The 22,485-nt window shown below is 68.7% G+C and carries 15 protein-coding genes; 6 read left to right on the forward strand and 9 right to left on the reverse strand.

Going from position 1 to position 22,485, the window contains the following annotated elements; all coding sequences use genetic code 11:
• Positions 1-21 precede the first annotated feature (21 nt).
• Positions 22-1,386, reverse strand: a complete 1,365-nt coding sequence (locus tag VH569_RS27770; protein ID WP_423319630.1) for a GH1 family beta-glucosidase — start codon at positions 1,384-1,386, stop codon at positions 22-24.
• A 276-nt stretch (positions 1,387-1,662) separates the two neighbouring features.
• On the opposite strand from VH569_RS27770, the gene VH569_RS27775 reads away from it, so the two are divergent.
• Positions 1,663-2,469 (forward strand): energy transducer TonB, encoded by an 807-nt coding sequence (locus VH569_RS27775; protein WP_423319631.1) that lies wholly within the window; start codon positions 1,663-1,665, stop codon positions 2,467-2,469.
• 146 nt (positions 2,470-2,615) lie between these two features.
• Positions 2,616-3,914, forward strand: a complete 1,299-nt coding sequence (locus VH569_RS27780; protein WP_423319633.1) for an alpha-glucosidase/alpha-galactosidase — start codon at positions 2,616-2,618, stop codon at positions 3,912-3,914.
• 7 nt (positions 3,915-3,921) lie between these two features.
• Here the strand turns inward: VH569_RS27780 and VH569_RS27785 are convergent, their stop codons facing one another.
• Positions 3,922-5,067 carry an MFS transporter gene (locus tag VH569_RS27785; protein WP_423319634.1) on the reverse strand — a complete coding sequence of 382 codons (1,146 nt, stop codon included), beginning with the start codon at positions 5,065-5,067 and terminating at the stop codon, positions 3,922-3,924.
• Positions 5,068-5,289: 222 nt separating this feature from the next.
• Here VH569_RS27785 and VH569_RS27790 point away from each other — a divergent pair, with 222 nt between their 5' ends.
• Together VH569_RS27790 and VH569_RS27795 are read left to right on the forward strand one after the other, a co-directional pair.
• On the forward strand, positions 5,290-6,117 hold the full coding sequence (locus tag VH569_RS27790) for an alpha/beta fold hydrolase (RefSeq protein ID WP_423319636.1): 828 nt from the start codon (positions 5,290-5,292) through the stop codon (positions 6,115-6,117).
• A gap of 41 nt (positions 6,118-6,158) precedes the next feature.
• Positions 6,159-7,025: a helix-turn-helix domain-containing protein gene (locus VH569_RS27795; RefSeq protein ID WP_423319638.1), complete on the forward strand. Its 867-nt coding sequence runs from the start codon at positions 6,159-6,161 to the stop codon at positions 7,023-7,025.
• 119 nt (positions 7,026-7,144) lie between these two features.
• On the opposite strand, the gene putA is transcribed toward VH569_RS27795, so the two are convergent.
• The 3 genes from putA to VH569_RS27810 all read right to left on the reverse strand — a co-directional run bounded on the left by putA (position 7,145) and on the right by VH569_RS27810 (position 12,711).
• The gene (putA, locus tag VH569_RS27800) at positions 7,145-10,894 is read right to left on the reverse strand and encodes a trifunctional transcriptional regulator/proline dehydrogenase/L-glutamate gamma-semialdehyde dehydrogenase (protein ID WP_423319640.1); all 3,750 of its coding nucleotides are present in this window, start codon (positions 10,892-10,894) and stop codon (positions 7,145-7,147) included.
• 286 nt (positions 10,895-11,180) lie between these two features.
• A complete protein-coding gene (locus tag VH569_RS27805) occupies positions 11,181-11,486 on the reverse strand; it encodes a hypothetical protein (RefSeq protein WP_423319642.1) in 306 nt (101 codons plus the stop codon).
• A gap of 145 nt (positions 11,487-11,631) precedes the next feature.
• Positions 11,632-12,711, reverse strand: a complete 1,080-nt coding sequence (locus tag VH569_RS27810; RefSeq protein ID WP_423319644.1) for a saccharopine dehydrogenase family protein — start codon at positions 12,709-12,711, stop codon at positions 11,632-11,634.
• 238 nt (positions 12,712-12,949) lie between these two features.
• Here VH569_RS27810 and VH569_RS27815 point away from each other — a divergent pair, with 238 nt between their 5' ends.
• Positions 12,950-13,738 carry an NlpC/P60 family protein gene (locus VH569_RS27815; protein WP_423319646.1) on the forward strand — a complete coding sequence of 263 codons (789 nt, stop codon included), beginning with the start codon at positions 12,950-12,952 and terminating at the stop codon, positions 13,736-13,738.
• Here VH569_RS27815 and cobA read toward each other — a convergent pair.
• Genes cobA through nirB form a run of 4 tightly spaced genes read right to left on the reverse strand, consistent with a single transcriptional unit; the run spans position 13,634 to position 20,229 of the window.
• The gene (gene cobA / locus VH569_RS27820) at positions 13,634-14,560 is read right to left on the reverse strand and encodes a uroporphyrinogen-III C-methyltransferase (protein ID WP_423319648.1); all 927 of its coding nucleotides are present in this window, start codon (positions 14,558-14,560) and stop codon (positions 13,634-13,636) included. The genes VH569_RS27815 and cobA overlap by 105 nt on opposite strands.
• A 49-nt stretch (positions 14,561-14,609) precedes the next feature.
• Complete coding sequence (locus VH569_RS27825; protein WP_423319650.1) at positions 14,610-17,315, reverse strand: molybdopterin-dependent oxidoreductase; 2,706 nt, start codon at positions 17,313-17,315, stop codon at positions 14,610-14,612.
• Positions 17,308-17,685: a nitrite reductase small subunit NirD gene (gene nirD / locus VH569_RS27830; RefSeq protein ID WP_423319693.1), complete on the reverse strand. Its 378-nt coding sequence runs from the start codon at positions 17,683-17,685 to the stop codon at positions 17,308-17,310. Before nirD ends, VH569_RS27825 begins: the two co-directional genes overlap by 8 nt.
• A gap of 21 nt (positions 17,686-17,706) precedes the next feature.
• Positions 17,707-20,229 carry a nitrite reductase large subunit NirB gene (gene nirB, locus VH569_RS27835; RefSeq protein ID WP_423319695.1) on the reverse strand — a complete coding sequence of 841 codons (2,523 nt, stop codon included), beginning with the start codon at positions 20,227-20,229 and terminating at the stop codon, positions 17,707-17,709.
• Between the two features lie 813 nt (positions 20,230-21,042).
• On the opposite strand from nirB, the gene VH569_RS27840 reads away from it, so the two are divergent.
• Positions 21,043-22,458 carry a CmpA/NrtA family ABC transporter substrate-binding protein gene (locus VH569_RS27840; protein ID WP_423319652.1) on the forward strand — a complete coding sequence of 472 codons (1,416 nt, stop codon included), beginning with the start codon at positions 21,043-21,045 and terminating at the stop codon, positions 22,456-22,458.
• The last annotated feature ends 27 nt before the right edge of the window (positions 22,459-22,485 follow it).

A 22,485-nucleotide genomic window follows, 5' to 3' on the forward strand; every position in this document is an offset into this window, starting at 1 on the left:
GGGGCAGCGGCGAAAGAAGCGTTAAAGCCGGCCAGTTCTCACAACCTCCGCGAGGAAGCGGTAGCTATCCTTGGGTGTGCGTTCCAGCGTGTCGTAATCGACCCGCACGATGCCGAAGCGCTTCGACAGGCCGAAGGCCCATTCGAAATTGTCCAGCAGGCTCCAGCACAGATAGCCCTTGACGTTGCAGCCGTCGGCCAGCGCCTGGGCCACCGATTCCAGATGCTCGCGGTAGTAGAGAACCCGCTCGGCATCGTGGATCTGGCCGTCCGGCGTCACCACGTCGTCATAGGCGCAGCCGTTCTCCGCGATGAAGACGGCGGGGTTGCCGTAGTCGGTGCGGAGTTCGCTCAGCAGGTCGTAGAGCCCTTCCGGCTGCACCGGCCAGGCCATGCCGGTCCAGCGCCGGCACTGCGCCTCGCCCCAGCCGACAGCGAAGGGCCGCCCCTCCTCATGCTTCATCGTCATGCGGGAGTAATAGTTGATGCCCAGCAGGTCGATGGGGTAGCGGATCGCCTCCTCGTCGCCGGGCAGCACGAACTCCGCCATTTTGTCAGCCAGCAGCGCCGGAATCTGCCCGCGCATCAGCCCGTCCAGCGTCACCCGATTCCACACCGCATCCCAGCGGGCGGCGGCAGCGACATCCTCCGGCCGGTCGCTGTCGGGAACGCTGGGCTGAAGGTTGAGGACGGTGCCCAGCGTCAGGCCCGAATGCTCCGCCGCAATGGCGCGCAAGGCGGCACCCTGCGCCAGATTCTGGTGGTGCAGGGCGCGCAGGATGCCCTGTTCGCCCAGCCGGTGGCCGGGGGCGTGCTCGCCGACGCCATAGCCGAAGATGGCGACCACGTTCGGCTCGTTCAGCATCATCCAACTCTTGACCCGGTCGGCCAGCCGGGCGGTGACGATGCGGGCATAGTCGGCGAAGGGGCCGACGATCTCCCGCCCCTGCCAGCCGCCGGCATCCTCCAGCGGCTGCGGCAGGTCCCAATGGTAGAGGCAGGCCATCGGCGTGATGCCGGCCTCCAGCAGGCTGTCGACCAGCCGGTCGTAGAAATCGAGGCCGCGCGTCTCCACCGCCCCGGTTCCCGTCGGCAGGATGCGCGGCCAGGCGATGGAGAAGCGGTAGCTGTCGAAGCCCGCCGCCTTCATCAGCGCGATGTCTTCGGGGTAGCGGTGATAATGGTCGCAGGCGACGGCGGCGCTGCTGCCGTCCATGATGCGGCCTTCAGCGGTGAATGTGTCCCACACGCAGGGCCCGCGCCCGTCGGCCGTCACCGCCCCTTCGATCTGGTAGGCGGCGGTCGATGCACCCCAGCGGAAATCCGGTGGGAAACTCAGCGGCTTGGCGTCGGCGGCCTGGGACACGGGCTGGCTGAAGCTGTCCATCTTTATCCTCCCACGGGGACGGTCCGTTTTTCCCAGCATGCCCCAGCCGGGCCTGCTCCGCCATGGGGCAAGCATGCGACCAATGCGGGCGCGACGCGGTGGCGCAGCCATGGCCGGGGCGATGGATGGCGGGCGGCGGGCGTCGAACCGGAAAGTCGAAGCCGACCCGGCATCCTTTCCAGCAGGGCGAATCGTCTGGAATAGTTTCGCGCCTGGAAAGTTCATGCCTTCATGAGCCTCGCCCTCGGGGCATGACGATGGAAAGAGAGTTCCAGCATGAGCGGCACTCAACTCCACAGGAGCGAAAAATCCTCCCTGTCGGACAGTCCAGGCCATACGGCCCGATGGGGGTTCCTGCTTTCCACGGCGCTCCATGCCGGTGCCGTCTTTCTCCTCGCAGGGTTCGGCGTGCCTCACATGCTGCATGCGCCGGAGTCTCCCTTCGACATCAACTTCGTCGAACCGGGAAAGGCATCGGAAACCCCGCGGGAGCCGGCAACACCGCCAAACGCCGCGGACGAGACGGCAGAGGCGAAACCGGCACCCGCGCAGGAACCGCCTGCCCAGGCCTCCCCTGCCCCATCCTCTTCCGCTCAAACTTCTTCTGCCGAAACCGCCCCTGACCGGCTGCCCGCGGACGCCGCCGCCCCGCCACCTCCACGGCCTGTCGCCGTGAAACCGCAGGCTGCCCCGGTACGCCGGGCGCCCGCCGAGCCGGCGCGGGCCAAGCTGGTGCGTGCCGCACAGACGCCGTCACCACCGTCCGACGCGGCGGTGAAGACACCCCGGGAACAGGTCAAAAATGAATATGCCGGCCTCATCCAGACCATCGTCGCCCGCAACAGGATCTATCCGCAGGAAGCCGAGCTTGCGAAGATGGAAGGCACCGTCGTAGTGCAGTTCAGACTGATGGCCGACGGCAGCATCAGGAAACTGAAGGTTTCACGCAGTTCCGGCCATGCCATCCTGGACAATGCGGCAAAGGACATAATCCGGTGCTCCGCTCCATTTCCGCCGATTCCCGCAGTCCTCAAGATCGGGGGGATCGATCTGACGATCGGCATGAATTACGAACTGGACTAAGCAGGTTTCTCCAGCTCAGCCATTTGTGGCCCGATCTGAAGAAGCCTAATTGGCGCCGGCCGGCGGATTGATCCACCCACCGCTCAGGGCGTAGCCTGATCCGACAAGACGGCGGCCAGCCGCTCCGTTTTCGGAGGAAACCCACCATGTCTGGCATCATCGGGTCCAACACCACGAAGATCGTCTTCATCGGCGCCGGCAGCGCTGCTTTCGGGCTCAGCCTGTTCCAGGATCTGTTCTCCACCCGCGAGTTGGCCGGCAGCACCCTGACGCTGGTCGATACCAACCCGGAGGCTCTCGACCGCATGGCGGCGCTGGCCGAGGTGCTGAACCGGCACGGGAACGCCGGCCTCACCATCGAGAAGACCACCGACCGCAAGGCCGCCCTCCAGGGCGCCGGCTTCGTGCTGTGCGCCATCGCCATCGACCGCAACCGCCTGTGGCAACTCGATTTCGAGGTGCCGAAAAAGCACGGCATCCGCCACACGCTGGGTGAGAATGGCGGTCCCGGCGGGCTGTTCTTCACCCTGCGCACCCTGCCGCTGATCGTCGACATCGCCCGCGACGTGGAGGCGATCTGCCCCGACGCCCTGTTCATCAATCTGTCGAACCCGGAAAGCCGCATCGTCCTGGGTCTGTCGCGCTGCACCGGCGTGCGGACGCTGGGGCTCTGCCACGGCATTTTCCTGGCACGCTGGTTCATCTGCCAGATCCTGGGCATGGCCGAGAAGGAGGTCGATGTCTGGGGGGCCGGGCTGAACCATTTCCAATGGCTGACCGCCATCCGCGAGAAGGCGACGGGCCGCGACCTCTACCCTCTGCTGCGCGAACGGGAAGCGACGCACAACCCGGCCTTCACCCCGCTGGCGCGCCGCCTGTTCCACGCCTTCGGCCTGTGGGTCACCCCCAGCGACGACCACACCGGCGAATTCCTGCCCTATGGCTGGGAAGCCGGGGAGCACGGCTTCGACTTCCGCCACGATGAAGAGGGCCGCGTCATCCTGCGCGACCTGATGGATGGCGTGATCGACGGCAGCCGGCCGATCCCCGACGATTGGACCAAGCCGTCCTGGGGCGAGCGGGCGGTGGCGGTGATCGCCGGCCAGCTGCACAACCAGAAGCGCTTCATCGAGAGCGGCATCGTCATCAACCGCGGCGTCATCCCCGGCCTGCCCGACGAGTTGGCGGTCGAGGTGCCGCTGGTGGCCGATGCCGCGGGCGTCCATCCGGTGTCGCTCGGCCGGCTGCCCGACGGCATCCTGAAGCTGCTGTCGGTCCAGGCCAACGTGCAGCAACTGTCGGTGGAGGCGGCGCTGCACGGATCGAAGGAGCTGGCGCTTCAGGCCCTGCTGATCGACCCGGTTGTCAGCTCCAGCACCGCCGCCGCCGCCATACTGGACGAGCTGTGGGAGGCGAACCGGCCCTACATCCGAGCCTGTTTGTGACCCCGGCCTACCGGCGCCGGATCAGCCGGGCCGAAGCAAAGCCCAGCCCGGCGGTCAGCGTGCCGACGCCGAGGAACAGCGGCCCGAAGCCGGTGTGGGTGGAGATATAGCCGTACAGCACCGGGCCGATGCCCTGGCCGATGAAGAAGCTCGATGCGAACAGGGCCAGCGCCGACCCGCGGGCGGTGGGGGCCAGTTCCGTCGCCTGGGTCTGCATGGTGTTGTGCAGCATGTAGAAGCCGAAGCCGGCGACCAGGAAGGCGAGGCTGACCACCGGCCAGGGCACCGGGAAGGCGATGACCAGATAGGCCAGACCGGCCGCCAGACCGCCCGCCTTCATCATGCCCCATTGGCCGAGCGAGGCGATCAGGCGCCGCACCACGGCGCTGTAGACGACGCCGCCGATGGCGAAGGCGGCAATGGTCAGCCCGGCCTGGAAGGCGCCGGCCGCGCCATGTTCGATCAGCACCGGAGCCACGAAGGGGAAGACGCCGAAGATCAGCAGCCCTTCCGCCGCCACCGTGGCGAAGACGAACAGCGAGGCCGGGTTGGTCAGCACGGTGGCATAGCGCCGCTGCGCCTCCGCCACCGACAGGGGCGAGCGCGTCTCGACCTCGCGCGCCAGCCCGATCAGGGCGGCGGCGCAGATCAGTGCGGTCAGGCCGGCGGACAGGCCGAACACCGCGCGCCAGCCGAAGGCTTCGGCCAGCGCGCCCGACACGGCGGAGCCCGACATCTGTCCCAGGATCACCGCCAGCAGGAAACGGCTGATGGCGATCTGCCGCTCCTCATAGGGGACCCGGTCGCCGATCAGCGCCATGGAGGCCGGGATGATGCCGCCGGCAAAGGCACCGGCCAGGATGCGCCCGGCCATCACCGTGCCGTAGGTCGGCGCGATGGTGGACAGCACCAGACCGACCGTCAGCACCGACAGGGCCAGCCGGACCAGCCGCGACTTGCCGATGGCGTCGCCCACCGGCCCCAGCACGATCTGCATCAGCGCATAGGGCAGCGTGTAGGCCGAGGCCAGCAGCGCCGCCTGCCGCACCGTCACGCCGAGATCGTCGGCGATCAGCGTCAGCATCGGATCGGTGGTGCGGAGCGAGAAGGCGCTGGCGAAGCCGGCAAGGCCGAGCAGGAAGATCAGGCGCATTGAGGATCCGAACGGCAACGGGGACGGCCAAGGTGATGGTTATGGACCTTAACCGGATCGCGCACCCGCGTACCGCAGTGCGGCGGTGATGGCAGGCATGCGCCTGCCGCAGGATCGTTCGTGTGCCTCATTACCCGGCAGGTAATCGATTCCGCTCCCTCCACCGGGCGATCCTGGGGTCGCCGGGACGATCCGGCGGACAGCAAGAGGACGGTGGACATCATGGGCTTCATCCACACCGACGACGGCGTGCGCCTGTTCTATCGCGACTGGGGCAAGCAGGCCGGCGATCCGAAGAGAGGGCGGCCCATCGTCTTCGTGTCGAGCTGGTCGCTGACCTCCGACGCCTGGGCCTATCAGATGGCGCCGCTGTCCGAACAGGGGTGCCGCTGCATCGCCTTCGACCGCCGCGGCCATGGCAGGTCGGACGAATCGCCGTCCGGCTACGGCTTCGACCGGCTGGCGGACGACATCGCAGCATTGATCGACGGGCTGGATTTGCGGAACGTGACCCTGGTCGGCCATTCGATGGCGACGGGAGAGATCGTGCGCTATCTGACCCGGCACGGTGCCGGTCGGGTTAAGGGCGTGGTGATGGTCGGGACGATCACGCCGCTGATGGCGCGGACCGTCGACAACCCCGACGGCGTCGATCCGGCGCTGTTCGAAGCCTTCCGGACGGACCAGCTGCTGCGCGACTTCCCGAAATGGCTCGGCGACAACATCGACCCCTTCGTGACCGCAGAGACCTCGGCGGAGATGAAGGGCTGGATCGTGGGCATGGCCCTGCAATCCTCGCTGATGGCCCTGCTGGAGTGCAACCGCGCCATCACCTCGGCCGATTTCCGGGCGGAGCTGCCGGCCATCGCCGTGCCGACGCTGGTCGTCCATGGCGACCGCGATGTGACGACGCCGCTGGCGCTCGCCGAGCGCACGGTGGCACTGATGCCGAACGCCAGACTGTCCTTCTACGAAGGGGCGCCGCACGGCCTGTTCATCACCCACCGCGACCGCTTCAACGCGGAACTGCTGGCCTTCGCCCGCGGATGACGGCAACCATAGGCGGCACCACCGGTTCGGAGCCAAGTCCCATGCCCGATGGCACTCCCCAGACCGCTACGCGCAACGGCCGGGCTCCGGCCCCACCACCGGTCGGCGCCTTGTTGCGGTTCTGGCGCCAGCGCCGCGGCCTCAGCCAGCTCGATCTCGCCTGCGAGGCGGACATCTCGACACGGCATGTCAGCTTTCTGGAGACCGGCCGGTCGCAGCCCAGCCGCGGCATGCTGATCCATCTGGCCGAACGGCTGGACGTGCCCTTGCGCGAGCGCAACGCCCTGCTGGTCGCCGCCGGCTACGCCCCGGTCTACAGCGAGCACAGGCTGGACAGCCCGGCGATGCAGGCGGCACGCAAGGCGGTCGATCTGGTGCTGACCGGGCACGAGCCCTTCCCGGCGCTGGCGGTGGACCGGCATTGGCACCTGCTGGCGGCGAACCGGGCGGTGGCGCCGCTGCTGGAGGGGGTGTCGGCGGAGTTGCTGGCCGGGCCGGTCAATGTTTTGCGTCTCAGCCTGCATCCCGACGGGCTGGCCGGCCGCATCGGCAACTGGTCGCAGTGGCGCGAGCATGTGCTGTCCCGCCTGACCCGTCAGATCGAGGCGGGCGCCGACCCGGTTCTGGTCGCCCTGCGCAGCGAGTTGCAGGGCTACCCGGCGCCGGCGTCCGGTTCGGAGGGCGGCAGCGAGGCCGGGCATCATCCCGACGTGGTCGTGCCGCTGCGCCTGCACACGTCTTTCGGGCCGCTGAACCTGTTCAGCACCACGACCGTCTTCGGGACAGCGGTGGACGTGACCCTTTCCGAACTGGCCATCGAGGCGTTCTTTCCGGCCGACGCCGAAACGGCGGAGAGGTTGCGCATGCAACTTGCCGAAATCCCCTCTCCCCCCCGGGGAGAGGGTTAGGGTGAGGGGGTCGCGCGGCGAGGATCTCCAAGGGCCGCGTACGCCCCGATTTCCACCGGAGCCACGCTATGTATCCCCCTCACCCCGACCCTCTCCCCGGGGGGAGAGGGGGATTTCGGTCAGCTCATCGCCACCAGACTGGCGTTGCCGCCGGCGGCGGTGGTGTTGACGCTGAGCGAGCGCTCGTTCATCAGCCAGGCGATCTCCACGCCTGCGCCGCCGGCCGGAACGCCCTGGGTCAGGACGAGGGGGCCGGGCAGTTCGGCAATGCGGCGGCTGGCGGCCAGCAGGCGGGCGGAGTCGCCCTCCACCAGCGCACTGGCCAGCGGCCCGAAGCCGGTCCAGTTCGCGCTCACCCGGATGCGGGAGTCCAGCTCCGCCGGCAGACCCTTGAGGCCGGCAGTGACGGCGCCGTCGCCATCGACCACCACCTCGTTGCCGGCGGCGAGGGCGGCCCCCAGCAGACGGTACAGCCCGTCTTCGGTCTGCGGCAGCAGCAGGATACGGCCACGCGGGATCAGGCTGTAGACATTGCTTTCACCGACCGGACCGGCCAGTTCGACGCTGCCGCCGACAGGGGATCGCTTGGCCAGCGACCGGATGTCGGTGGCGATCTCCGCCTTGCCCTGGTCGGCCAGCCAGTCGGCCAGCGCATGGGCCGGCGCACGTACGGCGTCGTCGCCGCGCATGCCGAGATCCAATGCCGGACGTACGGACAGCAGGCGCGACAGGTACAGCGGGCCGCCTGCCTTCGGGCCGGTGCCGGACAGGCCATGACCGCCAAAGGGCTGTACGCCGACCACCGCGCCGATGGTGTTGCGGTTGACGTACAGGTTGCCGGCCTCGATCCGGCTCGTCACCCGGTCGATGGTGGCGTCGATGCGGGTGTGCAGACCGAAGGTCAGGCCATAGCCGGTGCCGTTGATGGCATCGACCAGCCGGTCCAGCTCGTCGCGATGGAAGCGCAGGACGTGCAGGACCGGGCCGAACACCTCGCGTTCCAGGTCGGCGATGCCGTCGATCTCGACGATGGTCGGCGCGACGAAGGTGCCGTCGGCGGTCTCCGCCGGCAGCGGCAGCGACTCGACCCGGCGGCCCTTGGCGCGCATCGCCTCGATGTGGCGGGCGATGCCGTCGCGCGCCTCCGCCGTGATGACCGGGCCGACATCGACGGCCAGCCGGTCGGGGCTGCCGATGCGCAGCTCGCGCATCGCGCCCTTCAGCATGGTCAGCGTGCGGTCGGCGATATCCTCCTGCAGGCAGAGGATGCGCAGGGCCGAGCAGCGCTGGCCGGCGCTGTCGAAGGCCGAGGCGATCACGTCGCCGACCACCTGTTCCGCCAGGGCGGAGCTGTCGACGATCATGGCGTTCTGGCCGCCGGTTTCGGCGATCAGCGGAATCGGCGTTCCCTGCGGCGACAGGCGTCCGGCCAGCTGGCGCTGGATCAGGCGGGCCACCTCGGTGGAGCCGGTGAACATCACCGCACGGGTGCCGGCATGGCCGACCAGGGCGGCGCCGACCTCGCCCGCACCGGGCAGGAGCTGGACCGCGCCGGCGGGCACGCCGGCGGCGTGCAGGAGGCGCACGGCCTCCGCCGCGACCAGCGGGGTTTCCTCCGCCGGCTTGGCCAGCACCGGGTTGCCGGCGGCCAGCGCCGCGGCGACCTGACCGGAGAAGATGGCGAGCGGGAAGTTCCACGGGCTGATGCAGACCACCGGCCCAAGCGGCAGATGGGTGTCGTTGGCGAAGCCGTCGCGGACCCTGGCACCGTAATAGCGCAGGAAGTCGATGGCCTCGCGCACCTCGGCGATGGCGTTGGCGGTGGACTTGCCGGCCTCGCGGATGATCAGGCCCAGCAGGGTCGGCAGGCGCGCCTGCATCGCGTCGGCGGCGCGGAACAGGCAGGCGGCGCGCTCGGCCGGCGGGGTGGCCGCCCAGACCGGAGCGGCGGCCTCGGCGAACAGGAAGGCGTCGGCGATGTCGGTGGGGCCGGCCTCGATGCACCGCCCGACGACGTCGCGGTGGTCGGCCGGGTTCAGCACCGGCTGGGCCTTGCCCTGGCGTTCGCCATGACGTTCACCGTCAGCCAGCAGCGGGGCGGCGGTCCAGGCGACGGTGGCGCTGTCGCGCAGGGCGGCGGACAGGTCGGCCAGGACCGTCTCGTTCGACAGGTCGAGCCCGGCGGAGTTCGCCCGCTCCGCCCCGTAGAGATCGGCCGGCAGGGAGATCAGCGGGTTCCTGGCGCCCACCGGCAGGGCGGCACGGGCCAGCGCCACCGGGTCGGCGACCAGATCGTCGATGGACACGCTCTTGTCGGCGATGCGGTTGACGAAGGAGCTGTTGGCGCCGTTCTCCAGCAGGCGGCGGACCAGATAGGCCAGCAGCGTCTCGTGGGTGCCGACCGGGGCATAGACGCGGCAGGGACGTTTCAGCGGGCCGACCACCTCCTTGTAGAGCGGCTCGCCCATGCCGTGCAGGCACTGGAACTCATACTGGCCGACCTTGAAGGCGCCGTTCAGCTGGGCGGCCATCTGGTAGATGGTCGCCAGCGTCTGGGCGTTGTGGGTGGCAAACTGCGGGAACACCGCGTCGGGCGCGCCCAGCAGCCGGCGGGCGCAGGCGACATAGGACACGTCGGTGTGCAGCTTGCGGGTATAGACCGGGAAATCCTCCAGCCCGTCGACCTGGGCGCGCTTGATCTCGCTGTCCCAATAGGCGCCCTTGACCAGACGCACCATCAGCCGGTGACCGCTGCGCCGGGCGAGATCGACGACGAAGTCGATGACATAGGGGCAGCGCTTGCCATAGGCCTGGACGACGAAGCCGATGCCGTTCCAACCCGTCAGGTCCGGATCGAAGCACAGCGCTTCCAAGAGGTCGAGCGACAGCTCCAGCCGGTCGGCCTCCTCGGCGTCGATGTTGAGGCCGATGTCGTAGCTGCGGGCCAGCCGGGCCAGTTCGGTGACGCGCGGCAGCAGCTCCGCCATCACGCGGTCGGCCTGCGCCCGTGAATAGCGCGGATGCAGGGCCGACAGCTTGATCGAGATGCCGGGGCCGTCATAGATGCCGCGCCCGGCCGACGCCTTGCCGATGGCATGGATGGCCGTCTCGTAGTCGGCGTAATAGCGGTCGGCGTCGGCGGCGGTGGTCGCCGCTTCGCCCAGCATGTCGTAGGAATAGCGGAAGCCCTCGGCTTCCATTTTGCGGCTGTTGGACAGCGCCTCGTCGATGGTCTGGCCGGTGACGAACTGCTCGCCCATCATCCGCATGGCGAAATCGACGCCACGGCGGATCAGCGGCTCGCCGCCGCGCAGGATCAGCTTGGTCAGCGCCGACGACAGCGCCTGCTCGCCGCCGAAGCCGGTGCCCAGCACGCCCGTCACCTTGCCGGTGACCAGCAGCCCCCAGGTCGCGGCGTTGACGAACAGCGACGGGCTGTTGCCGAGATGGGCGCGCCAGTCGCCGCCGGCGATCTTGTCGCGGATCAGCGCGTCGCGGGTGGCGCGGTCGGGAATGCGCAGCAGCGCCTCCGCCAGACACATCAGCGCCACGCCTTCCTGGCTCGACAGGCTGTATTCGTGGATCAGCCCCTCCACCCCGCGCCCCTGCGGCTTGGCGCGCAGGGCCGAGATCAGCGTGCGCGCGGTCTGGGCCGCCGCAGCCGTGACCTCCGCCGGCAGCGCCGCCTGCTCCACCAGCCACGCCACGCAGTCCGGCTCCGGCCGGCGGTAGGCGGCGGTGATCGCCTGACGCAGCGGGCTGGCCGGACGAACGACGGGGGCGAAGGCGGCGAAGGGGGCGCCCCCGGTGGTCAGGGCCCCGCTGGAGAGGGACGGCTCGGAAGCGGGGGCGGCGCTCGGGTCGATCATCTGGTTCATCGCGTGGCTGGCTCTGGTCGGGGGGCTTGGGGCGGCGGCTTCGAAAAGCCCGTGTCCGGCAGTCGGTGAGGCCGGTCCAACGCCTGTCAGGCTAACCGATTTTCCAGGATCCTTTCCATCTGGTATTTGCGCAATTTTTCCATATAAAATTCTGATTTAGTGTGCTTATGCCGTACAAATAACGGGTTTTTCGACAAAATATCAGAACATCAGGCATGTTTCCGGGGGCGCGTTTCCGAAAATTCCGTTTTTCGGAATAAAATTCGGATATACGATTCTATTTCCGACAATCTACGTCGATTATCGAGCCATTTTCGGAAGATTTGACGGTATTCTGGCGTGAACGCCCGAACATCCGCGACCCACGCCATCGCGCCCAAAGCCTGACACATCGGGCTTTGCACTGCTCTCGCTCGGCTTCCATCCCGACATGCGAGACGCCGTGGCTGGTCAGCCGGGCAAGCAGCTCACGATGCCCATCGGCAGTGTTGACGAAGTGGAGCTTGTCTTCCGCTCCAAAAAGCGCAACATCCAGACGGGATTCGCCGCAGTCGATCCCTGCGGTGACTGCGATGCTCGACATCCTTAGTTGCTTCCTTGTGGTGCGGGCTCAAACCCAAGCAACCGTTCGGACTTCAAGGAAGGGAGGCCGCCCCAAGCTCACCCACGGTTTCCAAGCCAAGGGGAGAACGGGGTCGGGATTCCTGGGGTGGCCCCGCCTTATCGCCTCACCCCCTGTAATGCCGCCCGAAGCGGTTGTTCAGGAAGGCGTCCAGCGGCACCTGTTCCTGCCGGATGAAGCCGGCCTGCGGGATGGAGCCCTCGCGCAGCAGATCCAGCACGGCGCAGATGCCGGCGGCGGTGGTGACCTGGATGGCGCTCCAGGTGCGGCCGGCGATGGGCTTGCTGTAGATCTTGGTGGCGAAGGTCTCCTGCCGCAGTTCGCCGTCCTGCATGCCGGTGGCGGTCGCCAGCACCAGAACCACGTCCTGCAGGGTCAGCGGCACCGCGGTTTCCAGCACGTCCTTCAGCAGGTGGCGCCGCTCGCCCAGCCGCAGGTCGCGGATCAGCAGGCGGACGATGTCGCGGTGGCCGGGGTAGCGGACCGTCTTGTAGTCGAGGTTCCGCACCTTGCCGGCCAGCGTCTCGCACAGCGAACCCAGCCCGCCCGAGGTGTTGAAGGCCTCGTAATCGACGCCATCCAGCGCGAAGCGCTCGTCGCCCTCCAGCGGCATCACCTCGTGCGGACGGCCGTCGACGATGGCCTCGCACGGGTTGCAATACTCGTTGATCAGCCCGTCGGTGCTCCAGGTCAGATTGTATTTCAGGGCGTTGGTCGGATATTGCGGCAGGGCGCCGACCCGGAGATGCAGGTTGTGCAGCTCGTCGAAGCGGCGGGCAAGGTCATGGCCGACGATGGAGATGAAGCCCGGCGCCAGACCGCATTGCGGGATCAGCGCCGTGCTGGCGGTCTCCGCCAGCATCTTCACCTTGCGGGTCGCGGCAACATCCTCGGTCAGGTCCAGGTAATGGGCGCCGGCCGCAACGGCGGCGGTGGCGATGGCCGGGGTCAGGGTGAAGGGGCAGGCGCTTAAGACCGCCTGCTGGCCTTCCATGGCGGCGCGCAGCGAATCCTGATCCTCGACATCGACGCGCGTCACCCGCAGCCCGGCATGCTCGGCGCGGTAGAGCAGCGCCTCGTCCCGGTCGCCGATGGTGACGGCGAAATCGCCGGTCTCGGACAACAGCGTGCCGATCATCGAGCCGATCTTGCCGGCACCCAGAACCAGAACCTTCATCGTTGCCATGGTCTCCCGCTCCTCTGTTCAGCCGTGTGTGTTGGCGGGCTGCGCCGATGGTTTGGCCCGCACACGAAACATGTCGGCGGATGCGGCCGGGCAGAACCGGGCAATGCGCCGGTCACGCTGGAGATTTCCGGCGAAATGACGGAAATCCCGGCGAAATGACGGATGCGCTTTATCCCTCGCACCACAGGGGCGGCGGCGCTAAGGTCGCAGCCGGTTTCCCCAAATCCGGCCCGCACCCATGACCCTGCGCCAACTGACCGCCCCGCACGCCGTCCTGCTGGAGGAGCCGCAACACGGCATCGCCCAGACCAGCGAGATGATCCGCGGCGAGCGCTTCCGCATTCTGGAGGAGCGTGACGGCTGGTTGCAGGCGGAGAACGCCTTCGACGGCCATGTCGGCTGGCTGCCCCCCGGCACCGCGCATCGGGAGCCGGCGGACCCCACCCACCGCGTGCGGGCTCTGCGCGCCGACCTCCACCCCGGCCCGACGCACCGGGCGCCGCCGGTGGCGACGCTCAGCTTCGGGTCGCTGGTGACGCTGGATGGCCGGGCCGAAAACGGCTGGGTCGGCACCGACGACGGGCTATGGCTGTTCGCGGGCTGGCTGGAGCCGGTGGACGCGGCCCCCGCACCCGACCACATCGCCACCGCCCTGCGCTTTCTGGAGACGCCCTATGTCTGGGGCGGGCGCAGCAGCTTCGGCATCGACTGTTCCGGGCTGGTGCTGACCGCCATGGCGGTGGCCGGGACGGTCTCCCACCACAGCAGCGGCATGCAGCGCAAGGACGAGCGGCTGGGGGCGTGGCTCTCTGAAGACGGCAACGGCGTCGAGTATCGGCGCGGCGACATCGTCTTCTTCCCCGGCCATGTCGGGCTGATGGTGGACGGGACGAACCTGCTGCACGCCACCGTCTTCACCATGTCAGTCGTGATCGAACCCCTGAGCGAGGTCGCCGAGCGCGCGGAGGTCAATGGGGTCCGCCGTCCCGGCCAGGGCGTCCGCCGCCCCGCTTTGACGCGGGCGTAGCGCCTCGCCCACCAGCAGCAGGGTCGGCCCCTTGCCGGCGGCCACCCCCTGCTCCGCCATCCGGCCAAGCGTCGTCCAGTAACGGCGCTCGTCTGGCCGGCAGCCGTTTTCCACCGCCAGCACCGGCGTCCCGGCCGGCAGCCCGGCCCCGGTCAGCCCCTGTCCGACCGCGCGCGCCTGCTCGCGTCCCATATAGATCGCCAGCGTGCCCTGCGGATCGGCCAGCCGCGCCCAGTCCGGTTCGAACCGCTCGCCGTCGCGGCCATGAGCGGTGACGAAGGTGACGGCGCGCGACACCCCGCGCTTCGTCAGCGACAGCCCGGTCGAGGCGGCACAGCCGAGCGCCGCGGTGATGCCGGGGATGACGCGCACCGGAATGCCGAGGCTGTCGAGATGCTCGATTTCCTCGCCGGCCCGGCCGAACACCATCGGGTCGCCGCCCTTCAGCCGCACCACCCGCTTGCCGCGCCGGGCATGGAAGGCGATCAGCGCGTTGATCTCCCCCTGCGGCAGCGAATGCCGGCCGGACCGCTTGCCGACGCAGATGCGCTCGGCCTTCGGATAGGCGAGGTCGAGGATGCCGTCGCCGACCAGCGCGTCGTAGAGCACGATTTCGGCCGCCGCCAGCGCCTTGACCGCCGCGACGGTCAGCAGATCCGGGTCGCCGGGACCGGCGCCGACCAGGGTGACGGTGCCTTCCCCGCCACTGTCCCCCTCTCCCCCCCGGGGAGAAGGTCGGGGTGAGGGGGAAAACCTCTCCGAAAGACGAGCGAACACCGAGAATGAGGGGCGCAGCCACTCCCAAAAGGCTCCGCCACGCATCCCCCTCACCCCAACCCTCTCCCCAGGGGAGAGAGGGAGGGTCCGATCATCAAGCCACTTCGCGCTGGTGGGCATGACGAAGCACCTCCTTGAGTTCGGGAACGCAGGAACCACAATTCGTCCCGGCCTTCAACGCCGCGCCGATCTCCGCCACGCTGGTCAGCCGCCGGTCGCGGATGGCACCCACCAGCCGGTTGATGCCGACACTGAAGCAGGCGCAGACGATCCGCCCCTCATCCGCCGGCACTCCCGGCGCCCGGCCGGCGAGCAGCCCGGCCCGCGCGCCGTCCTCCAGACTGTCCGTTTCCAGCAGCCCGGCGAGCCAGCCGCGCGGCGGCAAACGCCCGTCGGCGGCGACGAACAGGCAGGCCTCCAGCCGGTCGCCCTTCATCCAGGCCATGCGCAGGCCGCCGCGCGCCTCGTCGCGGAACTCCACCACCGCCTCGGCCGGATCGAGGCCGGGCAGCCAGGACTCCACCGCCGGAATCGCTCCCGTCCCCGCCATCTCCACCAGATGCCCGCCCGCCACCGCGCGGCGCGCCCAGTAGCCGCCATGTCCGGGCTCGACGGCATGGCGGACCAGCAGGAAGGCGGTCCAGTCCGGCCGCCAGGGCGCCACCGTCGCCGGCATCCGCTTCAGATCGGGCTGGCCGGAGAGCGGGTCCACCGCCGCGTCATCGACCAGCCGGCCGACGACGCAGCCGCCGGTGAAGCGGTCGGTCCAGTGCATCGGCAGGAAGACCGTGCCCTCGCCCTGGGCATCGGTGACGCGGACGCGGGCCAGCGCCTCTCCGGCCGCCTCCCCAACCACCGTGGTGATGCGGGCCAGCCCGCCATCCACCAGCCCCCGCGCCAGCGCGTCGGCCGGATTGACGTCCAGCCGCGGTTCCGGCGCATGGGCCGACAGCCGCGCCGACAGGCCGGTGCGGGTCATCGTGTGCCACTGGTCGCGCAGCCGGCCGGTGTTCAGCAGCAGGGCGCCGTCCGGCACGCTGCGCGGCAGCGGCTTCGCCGTGACCGGCAGCATCCGGGCGCGCCCGTCCGCGGTGAAGAAGCGGCCATCGCCGAACAGCCGCTTCTGCGGCTCGCCCCCCGTCCGCCAAGGCCAGGGGAAGGGCGCGAGCGCGTCATAGCCGGCATCGTCCAGCCCGCCCAGCGCCCCGATGTCGAAGGCCCGCGTTCCGCCATTCTCGAATGCCGACAGCGCGGCATGCTCGCGGAACAGATCGGCGGCGCTCTCATAGGGAAAGGCGTCGGCGAAACCCATCCGGCGGGCGACCTGGGTGACGATCCACCAGTCGGCCTGCGCCTCCCCCGCCTCCACCTTGAAGGCGCGCTGGCGCGAGATGGTGCGGTCGGAGTTGGTGACGGTGCCGTCCTTCTCGCTCCAGCCCTTGGCCGGCAGGCGGATATGGGCGAAGCGGCCGGTGTCGGTGTCGCGGATGCAGTCGGAGACCACCACCGTCTCGCAGCGCTCCAGCGCCCGCTGCACCCGGCCGGCGTCGGGCATGCTGACGGCGGGATTGGTCGCCATGATCCACACCGCCTTGACCGTGCCGGCCTCGATGGCGTGGAACAGATCGACCGCCTTCAGTCCCGGCTTGGCCGCCACGCGCGGCGCATTCCAGAAGCGGCCGACCCGGTCCACCTCCGTTGCGGTAAAGCCCATATGGGCGGCCAGCTGGTTCGCCAGCCCGCCGACCTCGCGCCCGCCCATGGCGTTCGGCTGCCCAGTGACGGAGAAGGGGCCGCAGCCGGGATGCCCGATGCGCCCGGTCAGGAAATGCAGGTTCAGGATGGCGTTGACGGTGTCGCTGCCCTGGGAGGACTGGTTGACGCCCTGCGAATAGACCGTCACCACCCGGTCCGTCGCGGCGAACTCGGCATAGAAGGCGGCGACCTCCGCCGCCTCCAGCCCGCAGCGGCGGGCCACCGTCGCGATGTCCGGCGCGTCGGCGCGGGCGGCGGCCAGCGCCTCCTCGACCCCCTCGGCATGGGCGGCGACGAAGCCGGCATCGCGATGGCCGTTGCTGTCGAGATAGGCCAGCAGCCCGTTGAACAGCAGCGCGTCGGTGCCGGCCTTCAGCGCCAGATGGCGGTCGGCGGCATCGACGCAGTCGGTGCGCCGGGGATCGACCACGACGATCCGCGTGCCGCGCTCGGCCCGCGCCGCCAGCAGCCGCTGGTGCAAAACCGGATGGCACCAGGCGAGGTTGGAGCCCACCAGCACCACCAGATCGGCGCACTCGAAATCCTCGTAGCTCCCCGGCACCGCATCGGCGCCCAGGCCCCGCTTGTGTCCGACCACCGACGAGGCCATGCACAGCCGCGAGTTGGTGTCGATGTTCGCCGAGCCGATGAAGCCCTTCATCAGCTTGTTGGCGACGTAGTAATCCTCGGTCAGCAGCTGGCCGGAGACATAGAAGGCCACCGAATCCGGCCCATGCCTGGCGATGGTGTCGGAAAAGCGCCGGGCGACCTCGTCCAGCGCCTCGTCCCACGACACGCGCTGCCCGTCGACTTCGGGATGGAGCAGCCGCCCGTCCGGCACCAGCGTATCGGCCAGCGCCGATCCCTTGGAGCAGAGCCGTCCCCGGTTCGCCAGGTGGTCGGCATCGCCGCGCACGCTGACGGCACCAGTCGCCGCCACCGTCGCGATCACCCCGCACCCGACCCCGCAATAGGGGCAGGTGGTCTTCACCTCCCGTTTCGGCCCGGAGGACGGCCCCCCGCTTGGGTCAGGCCCGTCAAACATGGCCGCAGGCCTTGCGGCAGCCGCCGCGCGACAGCTTGGCCTCGGCAAGCGCGATGGCGACGCTGCGCCCCTCCACCCGCACCGGAACATGGCCGGTGCGGCCCTCGTCGGGGGCGACGGCCTCGCCGGTCGCCAGCTCGATCACCCAATTGTGCAGCGGGCAGGTGACGCGGCGGCCGTGGACGATGCCTTGGGACAGCGGCCCCTGCTTGTGCGGGCAGGCATCCTCCAGAGCGAAGATCTCGTCGGCCGCCGTGCGGAACAGGGCGATGTCGCCGCCGGGGGTACGGACGACGCGCGAGCCCAGCACGGGGATGTCGTCGATGCTGCCGACCTGGGTCCAGACCGTTTCCGACGTGGTGTTTTCCATGACGATGCTGTCCATGATCGGTTATCCCACTTCGGCGAGCAGATTGAATTCGTGACGGTCGACGCCCTTGGCAGCGCGCTCCGCCCACGGGTCGTCCTGCGAGAAGGTCTGCGAGAACAGGAAGCGCGCGTTCAACGCCCGGCGCCGCTCCGGATCCTCGACCAGCGCCGCCTTGATGTGGTCGAGGCCCACGCGCTCCACCCACGGCGCGGTGCGCTCCAGATAGCGGGCCTCCTCGCGGTAGAGCTGCATGAAGGCGCCGGTGTATTCCAGCACCTCCTCCTCCGTGCCCACGCGGACCATCAGGTCGCAGGCGCGGACATGCAGGCCGCCGTTGCCGCCGACATGCAGCTCGTATCCGCTGTCGATGCAGACGACGCCCAAATCCTTGATGGTCGCCTCGGCGCAGTTGCGCGGGCAGCCGGACACCGCCAGCTTGACCTTGTGCGGGGTCCAGGTGCCCCAGGTCAGCCGCTCCAGCTTGACGCCCAGCCCCGTCGAGTCCTGCGTGCCGAAGCGGCACCATTCCGATCCGACGCAGGTCTTCACCGTGCGCAGCCCCTTGGCATAGGCGTGTCCCGACACCATCCCGGCGGCGTTGAGGTCGGCCCAGACCGCCGGCAGATCTTCCTTCTTCACGCCGAACAGGTCGATGCGCTGGCCACCGGTGACCTTCACGGTGGGGATGGCGAATTTGTCGACCACGTCGGCGATGGCGCGCAGTTCCGCCGCATTGGTCAGGCCGCCCCACATGCGCGGCACGACCGAATAGGTGCCGTCCTTCTGGATGTTGGCGTGGGCGCGCTCGTTGATGTAGCGCGACTGGTAGTCGTCGCGGTACTCGCCCGGCCAGGCGCACAGCAGATAGTAATTCAGCGCCGGCCGGCAGGAGGCGCAGCCATCGGGCGTCGTCCATTCCATCGCCTGGAACAGCTCGGGCATGGTCTTCAGCCCACGCTCGACGATGGCCGCCCGCACCTGATCATGGGTGTGGTGGGTGCATTTGCACATCGGCTTGACCTTGGGCGCCGCCGTGAAGCCGTCGCCCAGCGTCACCGCCAGCAGCCGCTCCACCGTGCCGGCGCAGCCGCCGCAGGAAGCCGACGCCTTGGTGTGGGCCTTCACCTCGTCCAGGCTGGTCAGGCCCTTCTCGGTGATCGCCTTGACGATGGTGCCCTTGCACACGCCGTTGCAGCCGCAGATCTCGGCGGAGTCGGGCAGTGCCGCGATGGCGGCGTTCGGGTCGCCCGCATCTCCGCTGCCGAACCCCTGCCCGAAGATCATGGTGTCGCGCTCGGCCGAGATATCGGCGCCGTCCTTCAGCAGCGAGAAGTACCAGGCGCCGTCCTTGGTGTCGCCGTACAGCACGGCGCCCAGCAGCTTGCCGTCCTTCAGCACCAGCCGCTTGTAGACGCCGCGCGCCGCATCGCGGAACACGATGTCCTCGGTCCCCGCCCCGCCCGAGAAATCGCCGGCGGAGAACACATCGACACCGGTGACCTTCAGCTTGGTCGAGGTGACGGAGCCGGTGTAGGCGGCATCCTCCCCACCGGCGAGGTCATGGGCCAGCACCTTCGCCATCTCGAACAGCGGGGCGACGAGGCCCCAGGTGACGCCGCGATGCTCGACGCATTCGCCGACCGCGTAGATCGACGGGTCGCTGGTGCGCATCCGGTCATCGACGCGGATGCCGCGCCCGCACTCCAGCCCGGCCGCCTTGCCCAGTGTCATGTTGGGACGGATGCCCACCGCCATGACGACGATGTCGGCCGGCAGCTCGCGCCCATCCCGCAGCCGCACCGCGCTGACCCAGTCGTCGCCCCCCGGATTACTTCCAACAATCTCGGCGGTATCGGCGCCGGTCAGCACCTCGATGCCGCGACGCTCCAGCTCGCGCTGCAACAGCATGCCGGCCGACGGGTCGAGCTGGCGCTCCATCAGCGTCGGCATCAGATGGACGACGGTGACCTCCATCCCCTTGACCCGCAGGCCGTTGGCGGCCTCCAGCCCCAGCAGGCCACCGCCGATCACCACGGCCCGCCCGCCCTTGGCCGCCGCCGCCAGCATGGCGTCCACGTCGGCCAGATCGCGGAAGCCGATGACGCCCGGCAGGGTCGATCCCGGCACCGGGATGATGAAGGGCATCGACCCGGTGGCGATCAGCAGCCGGTCATAGGGAACGACGCGGCCCGACTGCGAGACGATTGTCTTGCCCGCGCGGTCGATGCCCTCCACCGGCTCGCCGGTCAGCAGCGTGATGCCGTTGGCGTCGTACCACTCGCGGCTGTTCAGCACGATCTGGTCGAAGGTCTTTTCCCCCGCCAGCACCGGCGACAGCATGATGCGGTTGTAGTTCGGATGCGGCTCGGCCCCGAAGACGGTGATGTCGAAGCGGCCGGGCGCCTTGGCCAGCAGCTCCTCAACCGTCTTCATGCCGGCCATGCCGTTGCCGACCACCACCAGCCGTTCCCTGACCGGGCCGGCGCTGTGCAGTTCTGCTTCGTTGGATTCGACGGCGGGCCCGTTGTTCGATGAGAGATGCATGTCCATGGCGCGTCTGCCTCGTCTATCGTGTCCGGCCTGCTGCGAAGTCAGGCACGGGGCCAAAAAGAAAGGCGTCCGAACGGGCCTGAATCCCTGCCCGGCGAATGGTTCGCGAAGGCGGGTGCAGACCTGTTCGGACGCCGTTGTCCGGGCGGTTCGTCGTCGAACCAGAGCCAAATCCGCGCGTCGTCGCGTGGGCTTTGGCGGTGTCGCGGGCACTGGCGACGTTGCTGGCGCCCGCTGTTGTCTCGGCCTCCCCTTCGCAATCCGCGTGCCAATCGCCGCGTGACCGGCCGTTCACGGCAAAACTCCAGGGATTCCGCGGCCTCGCCTGCCTCACCCCGCCCGATACCTAGGTGCCTATTTTTGGATCATGCTTAGGTATTGCACAAAGCATCGCCATCCAGCTTTGTGTGCGCCGCAAAAAACAGCAGACGGCATAATGCCCTTGGCAGGCGGCTCATACCTTCCGCCGGGTCATAGCCAACGGATTCAACCGCTCCGGCCGATTTTTCAGCAAAAGCCATCCTTTGGCATGAGGCTTGCGAAGAGGGGGACCAGAGACGCGCCAACGACGGTGCGTGCATCCCAAGCGTCCAATGATGGGCCAGCCCCCGGCAGTGTTGCCGACCCCGGTATCGATAAGCCTTTCCATAAGGCTTTTCCGGTCGATCCCGCTGGACGCTTTCGACGGCCAAGGCACCTCTACAGCCATCTGCCCGAAAAACAGCCAGTCCGGGACTTGCCCAGAAAATCGTCACCGGTGTCGCACGCCCGACCGCTGGTCCGGATTTCAGAGATGGAGCAACCGACGTGGCCCAAATCTCCCGCACCGCCTCCCGCACCCTCCGCCACCTTCTCGCATCCGCTGCCCCATTGGCCATTGCCGCCGTCGCCCTGACCGCAGGCGTCTCTGCCATCGCCGCCCCGCTCAACGTCGAAAAGGACCAGCTGAAGCTCGGCTTCATCAAGCTGACCGATATGGCGCCACTCGCCATCGCCGTGGAGAAGGGCTTCTTCGAGGATGAGGGCCTCTCCGTCACGCTGGAGCCGCAGGCGAACTGGAAGGTGCTGCTCGACCGCGTGATCTCCGGCGAGCTGGACGGCGCCCACATGCTGGCCGGCCAGCCGCTGGGCGCCACCATCGGCTTCGGCACCAAGGCGCACATCGTCACCGCCTTCTCGATGGACCTGAACGGCAACGGCATCACGCTGTCGAACGACGTCTGGCGGAAGATGAAGGCCAACGTGCCCAACGGCGCCGACGGCAAGCCGGTCCACCCGATCAAGGCCGACGCGCTGAAGCCGGTGATCGCCCAGTACAAGGCCGAGGGCAAGCCCTTCAACATGGGCATGGTCTTCCCGGTCTCGACCCACAATTACGAGCTGCGCTACTGGCTGGCGTCGGGCGGGATCAACCCCGGCTTCTACAGCCCGACCGACGTGTCGGGCCAGATCGGCGCCGACGCGCTGCTGTCCGTCACCCCGCCGCCGCAGATGCCGGCGACGCTGGAGGCCGGCACCATCTACGGCTACAGCGTCGGCGAGCCGTGGAACCAGCAGGCGGTGGTCAAGGGCATCGGCGTGCCGGTGATCACCGACACCGAGATCTGGAAGAACAACCCCGAGAAGGTCTTCGGCGTCACCGACGACTGGGCAAAGAAAAATCCCAAGACCCATCTGGCCGTCGTCAAGGCGCTGATCCGCGCCGCCCAGTGGCTGGACGAGAACAACAACGCCAACCGCGCCGAAGCGGTGAAGATCCTCGCCAAGTCCGAATATGTCGGCGCCGACGCCAAGGTCATCGCCAATTCGATGACCGGCACCTTCGAGTACGAGAAGGGCGACAAGCGCGACGTTCCCGACTTCAACGTCTTCTTCCGCTACAACGCGACCTACCCCTTCTATTCCGATGCTGTCTGGTACCTGACCCAGATGCGCCGCTGGGGCCAGATCGCCGAGGCCAAGCCGGACGCCTGGTACGACGAGACCGCCCGCAGCGTCTACAAGCCGGACATCTATCTCCAGGCCGCGAAGCTGCTGGTCGAGGAAGGCAAGTCGAAGGAAGCCGACTTCCCGTGGAAAAGCGACGGCTACAAGCCGGTCGACAACGGTTTCATCGACGGCATCCCCTATGACGGCCACAAGCCGAACGACTACCTCGCCAAGCAGCCCATCGGCCTGAAGGGCGACCAGAAGATCGAGGGCGGTCAGGTGGTGGGCGGGTAAGCGCCCCCACGTTCCCCCACCACCGAC

This window comes from Azospirillum sp. 11R-A (assembly GCF_049472615.1).
GTDB lineage: Bacteria > Pseudomonadota > Alphaproteobacteria > Azospirillales > Azospirillaceae > Azospirillum > Azospirillum palustre.

What these genes read in the sequence shown, in the direction of transcription:
- putA (WP_423319640.1), bottom strand. Translation starts at nt 10,894, where the DNA reads ATGATCGACCCGAGCGCCGCCCCCGCTTCCGAGCCGTCCCTCTCCAGC.
- nirD (WP_423319693.1), bottom strand. Translation starts at nt 17,685, where the DNA reads ATGGAAAACACCACGTCGGAAACGGTCTGGACCCAGGTCGGCAGCATC.
- nirB (WP_423319695.1), bottom strand. Translation starts at nt 20,229, where the DNA reads ATGCATCTCTCATCGAACAACGGGCCCGCCGTCGAATCCAACGAAGCA.
- VH569_RS27790 (WP_423319636.1), top strand. Translation starts at nt 5,290, where the DNA reads ATGGGCTTCATCCACACCGACGACGGCGTGCGCCTGTTCTATCGCGAC.
- VH569_RS27825 (WP_423319650.1), bottom strand. Translation starts at nt 17,315, where the DNA reads ATGTTTGACGGGCCTGACCCAAGCGGGGGGCCGTCCTCCGGGCCGAAA.
- VH569_RS27810 (WP_423319644.1), bottom strand. Translation starts at nt 12,711, where the DNA reads ATGGCAACGATGAAGGTTCTGGTTCTGGGTGCCGGCAAGATCGGCTCG.
- VH569_RS27775 (WP_423319631.1), top strand. Translation starts at nt 1,663, where the DNA reads ATGAGCGGCACTCAACTCCACAGGAGCGAAAAATCCTCCCTGTCGGAC.
- VH569_RS27785 (WP_423319634.1), bottom strand. Translation starts at nt 5,067, where the DNA reads ATGCGCCTGATCTTCCTGCTCGGCCTTGCCGGCTTCGCCAGCGCCTTC.
- cobA (WP_423319648.1), bottom strand. Translation starts at nt 14,560, where the DNA reads ATGCGTGGCGGAGCCTTTTGGGAGTGGCTGCGCCCCTCATTCTCGGTG.
- VH569_RS27795 (WP_423319638.1), top strand. Translation starts at nt 6,159, where the DNA reads ATGCCCGATGGCACTCCCCAGACCGCTACGCGCAACGGCCGGGCTCCG.
- VH569_RS27770 (WP_423319630.1), bottom strand. Translation starts at nt 1,386, where the DNA reads ATGGACAGCTTCAGCCAGCCCGTGTCCCAGGCCGCCGACGCCAAGCCG.
- VH569_RS27805 (WP_423319642.1), bottom strand. Translation starts at nt 11,486, where the DNA reads ATGTCGAGCATCGCAGTCACCGCAGGGATCGACTGCGGCGAATCCCGT.
- VH569_RS27815 (WP_423319646.1), top strand. Translation starts at nt 12,950, where the DNA reads ATGACCCTGCGCCAACTGACCGCCCCGCACGCCGTCCTGCTGGAGGAG.
- VH569_RS27780 (WP_423319633.1), top strand. Translation starts at nt 2,616, where the DNA reads ATGTCTGGCATCATCGGGTCCAACACCACGAAGATCGTCTTCATCGGC.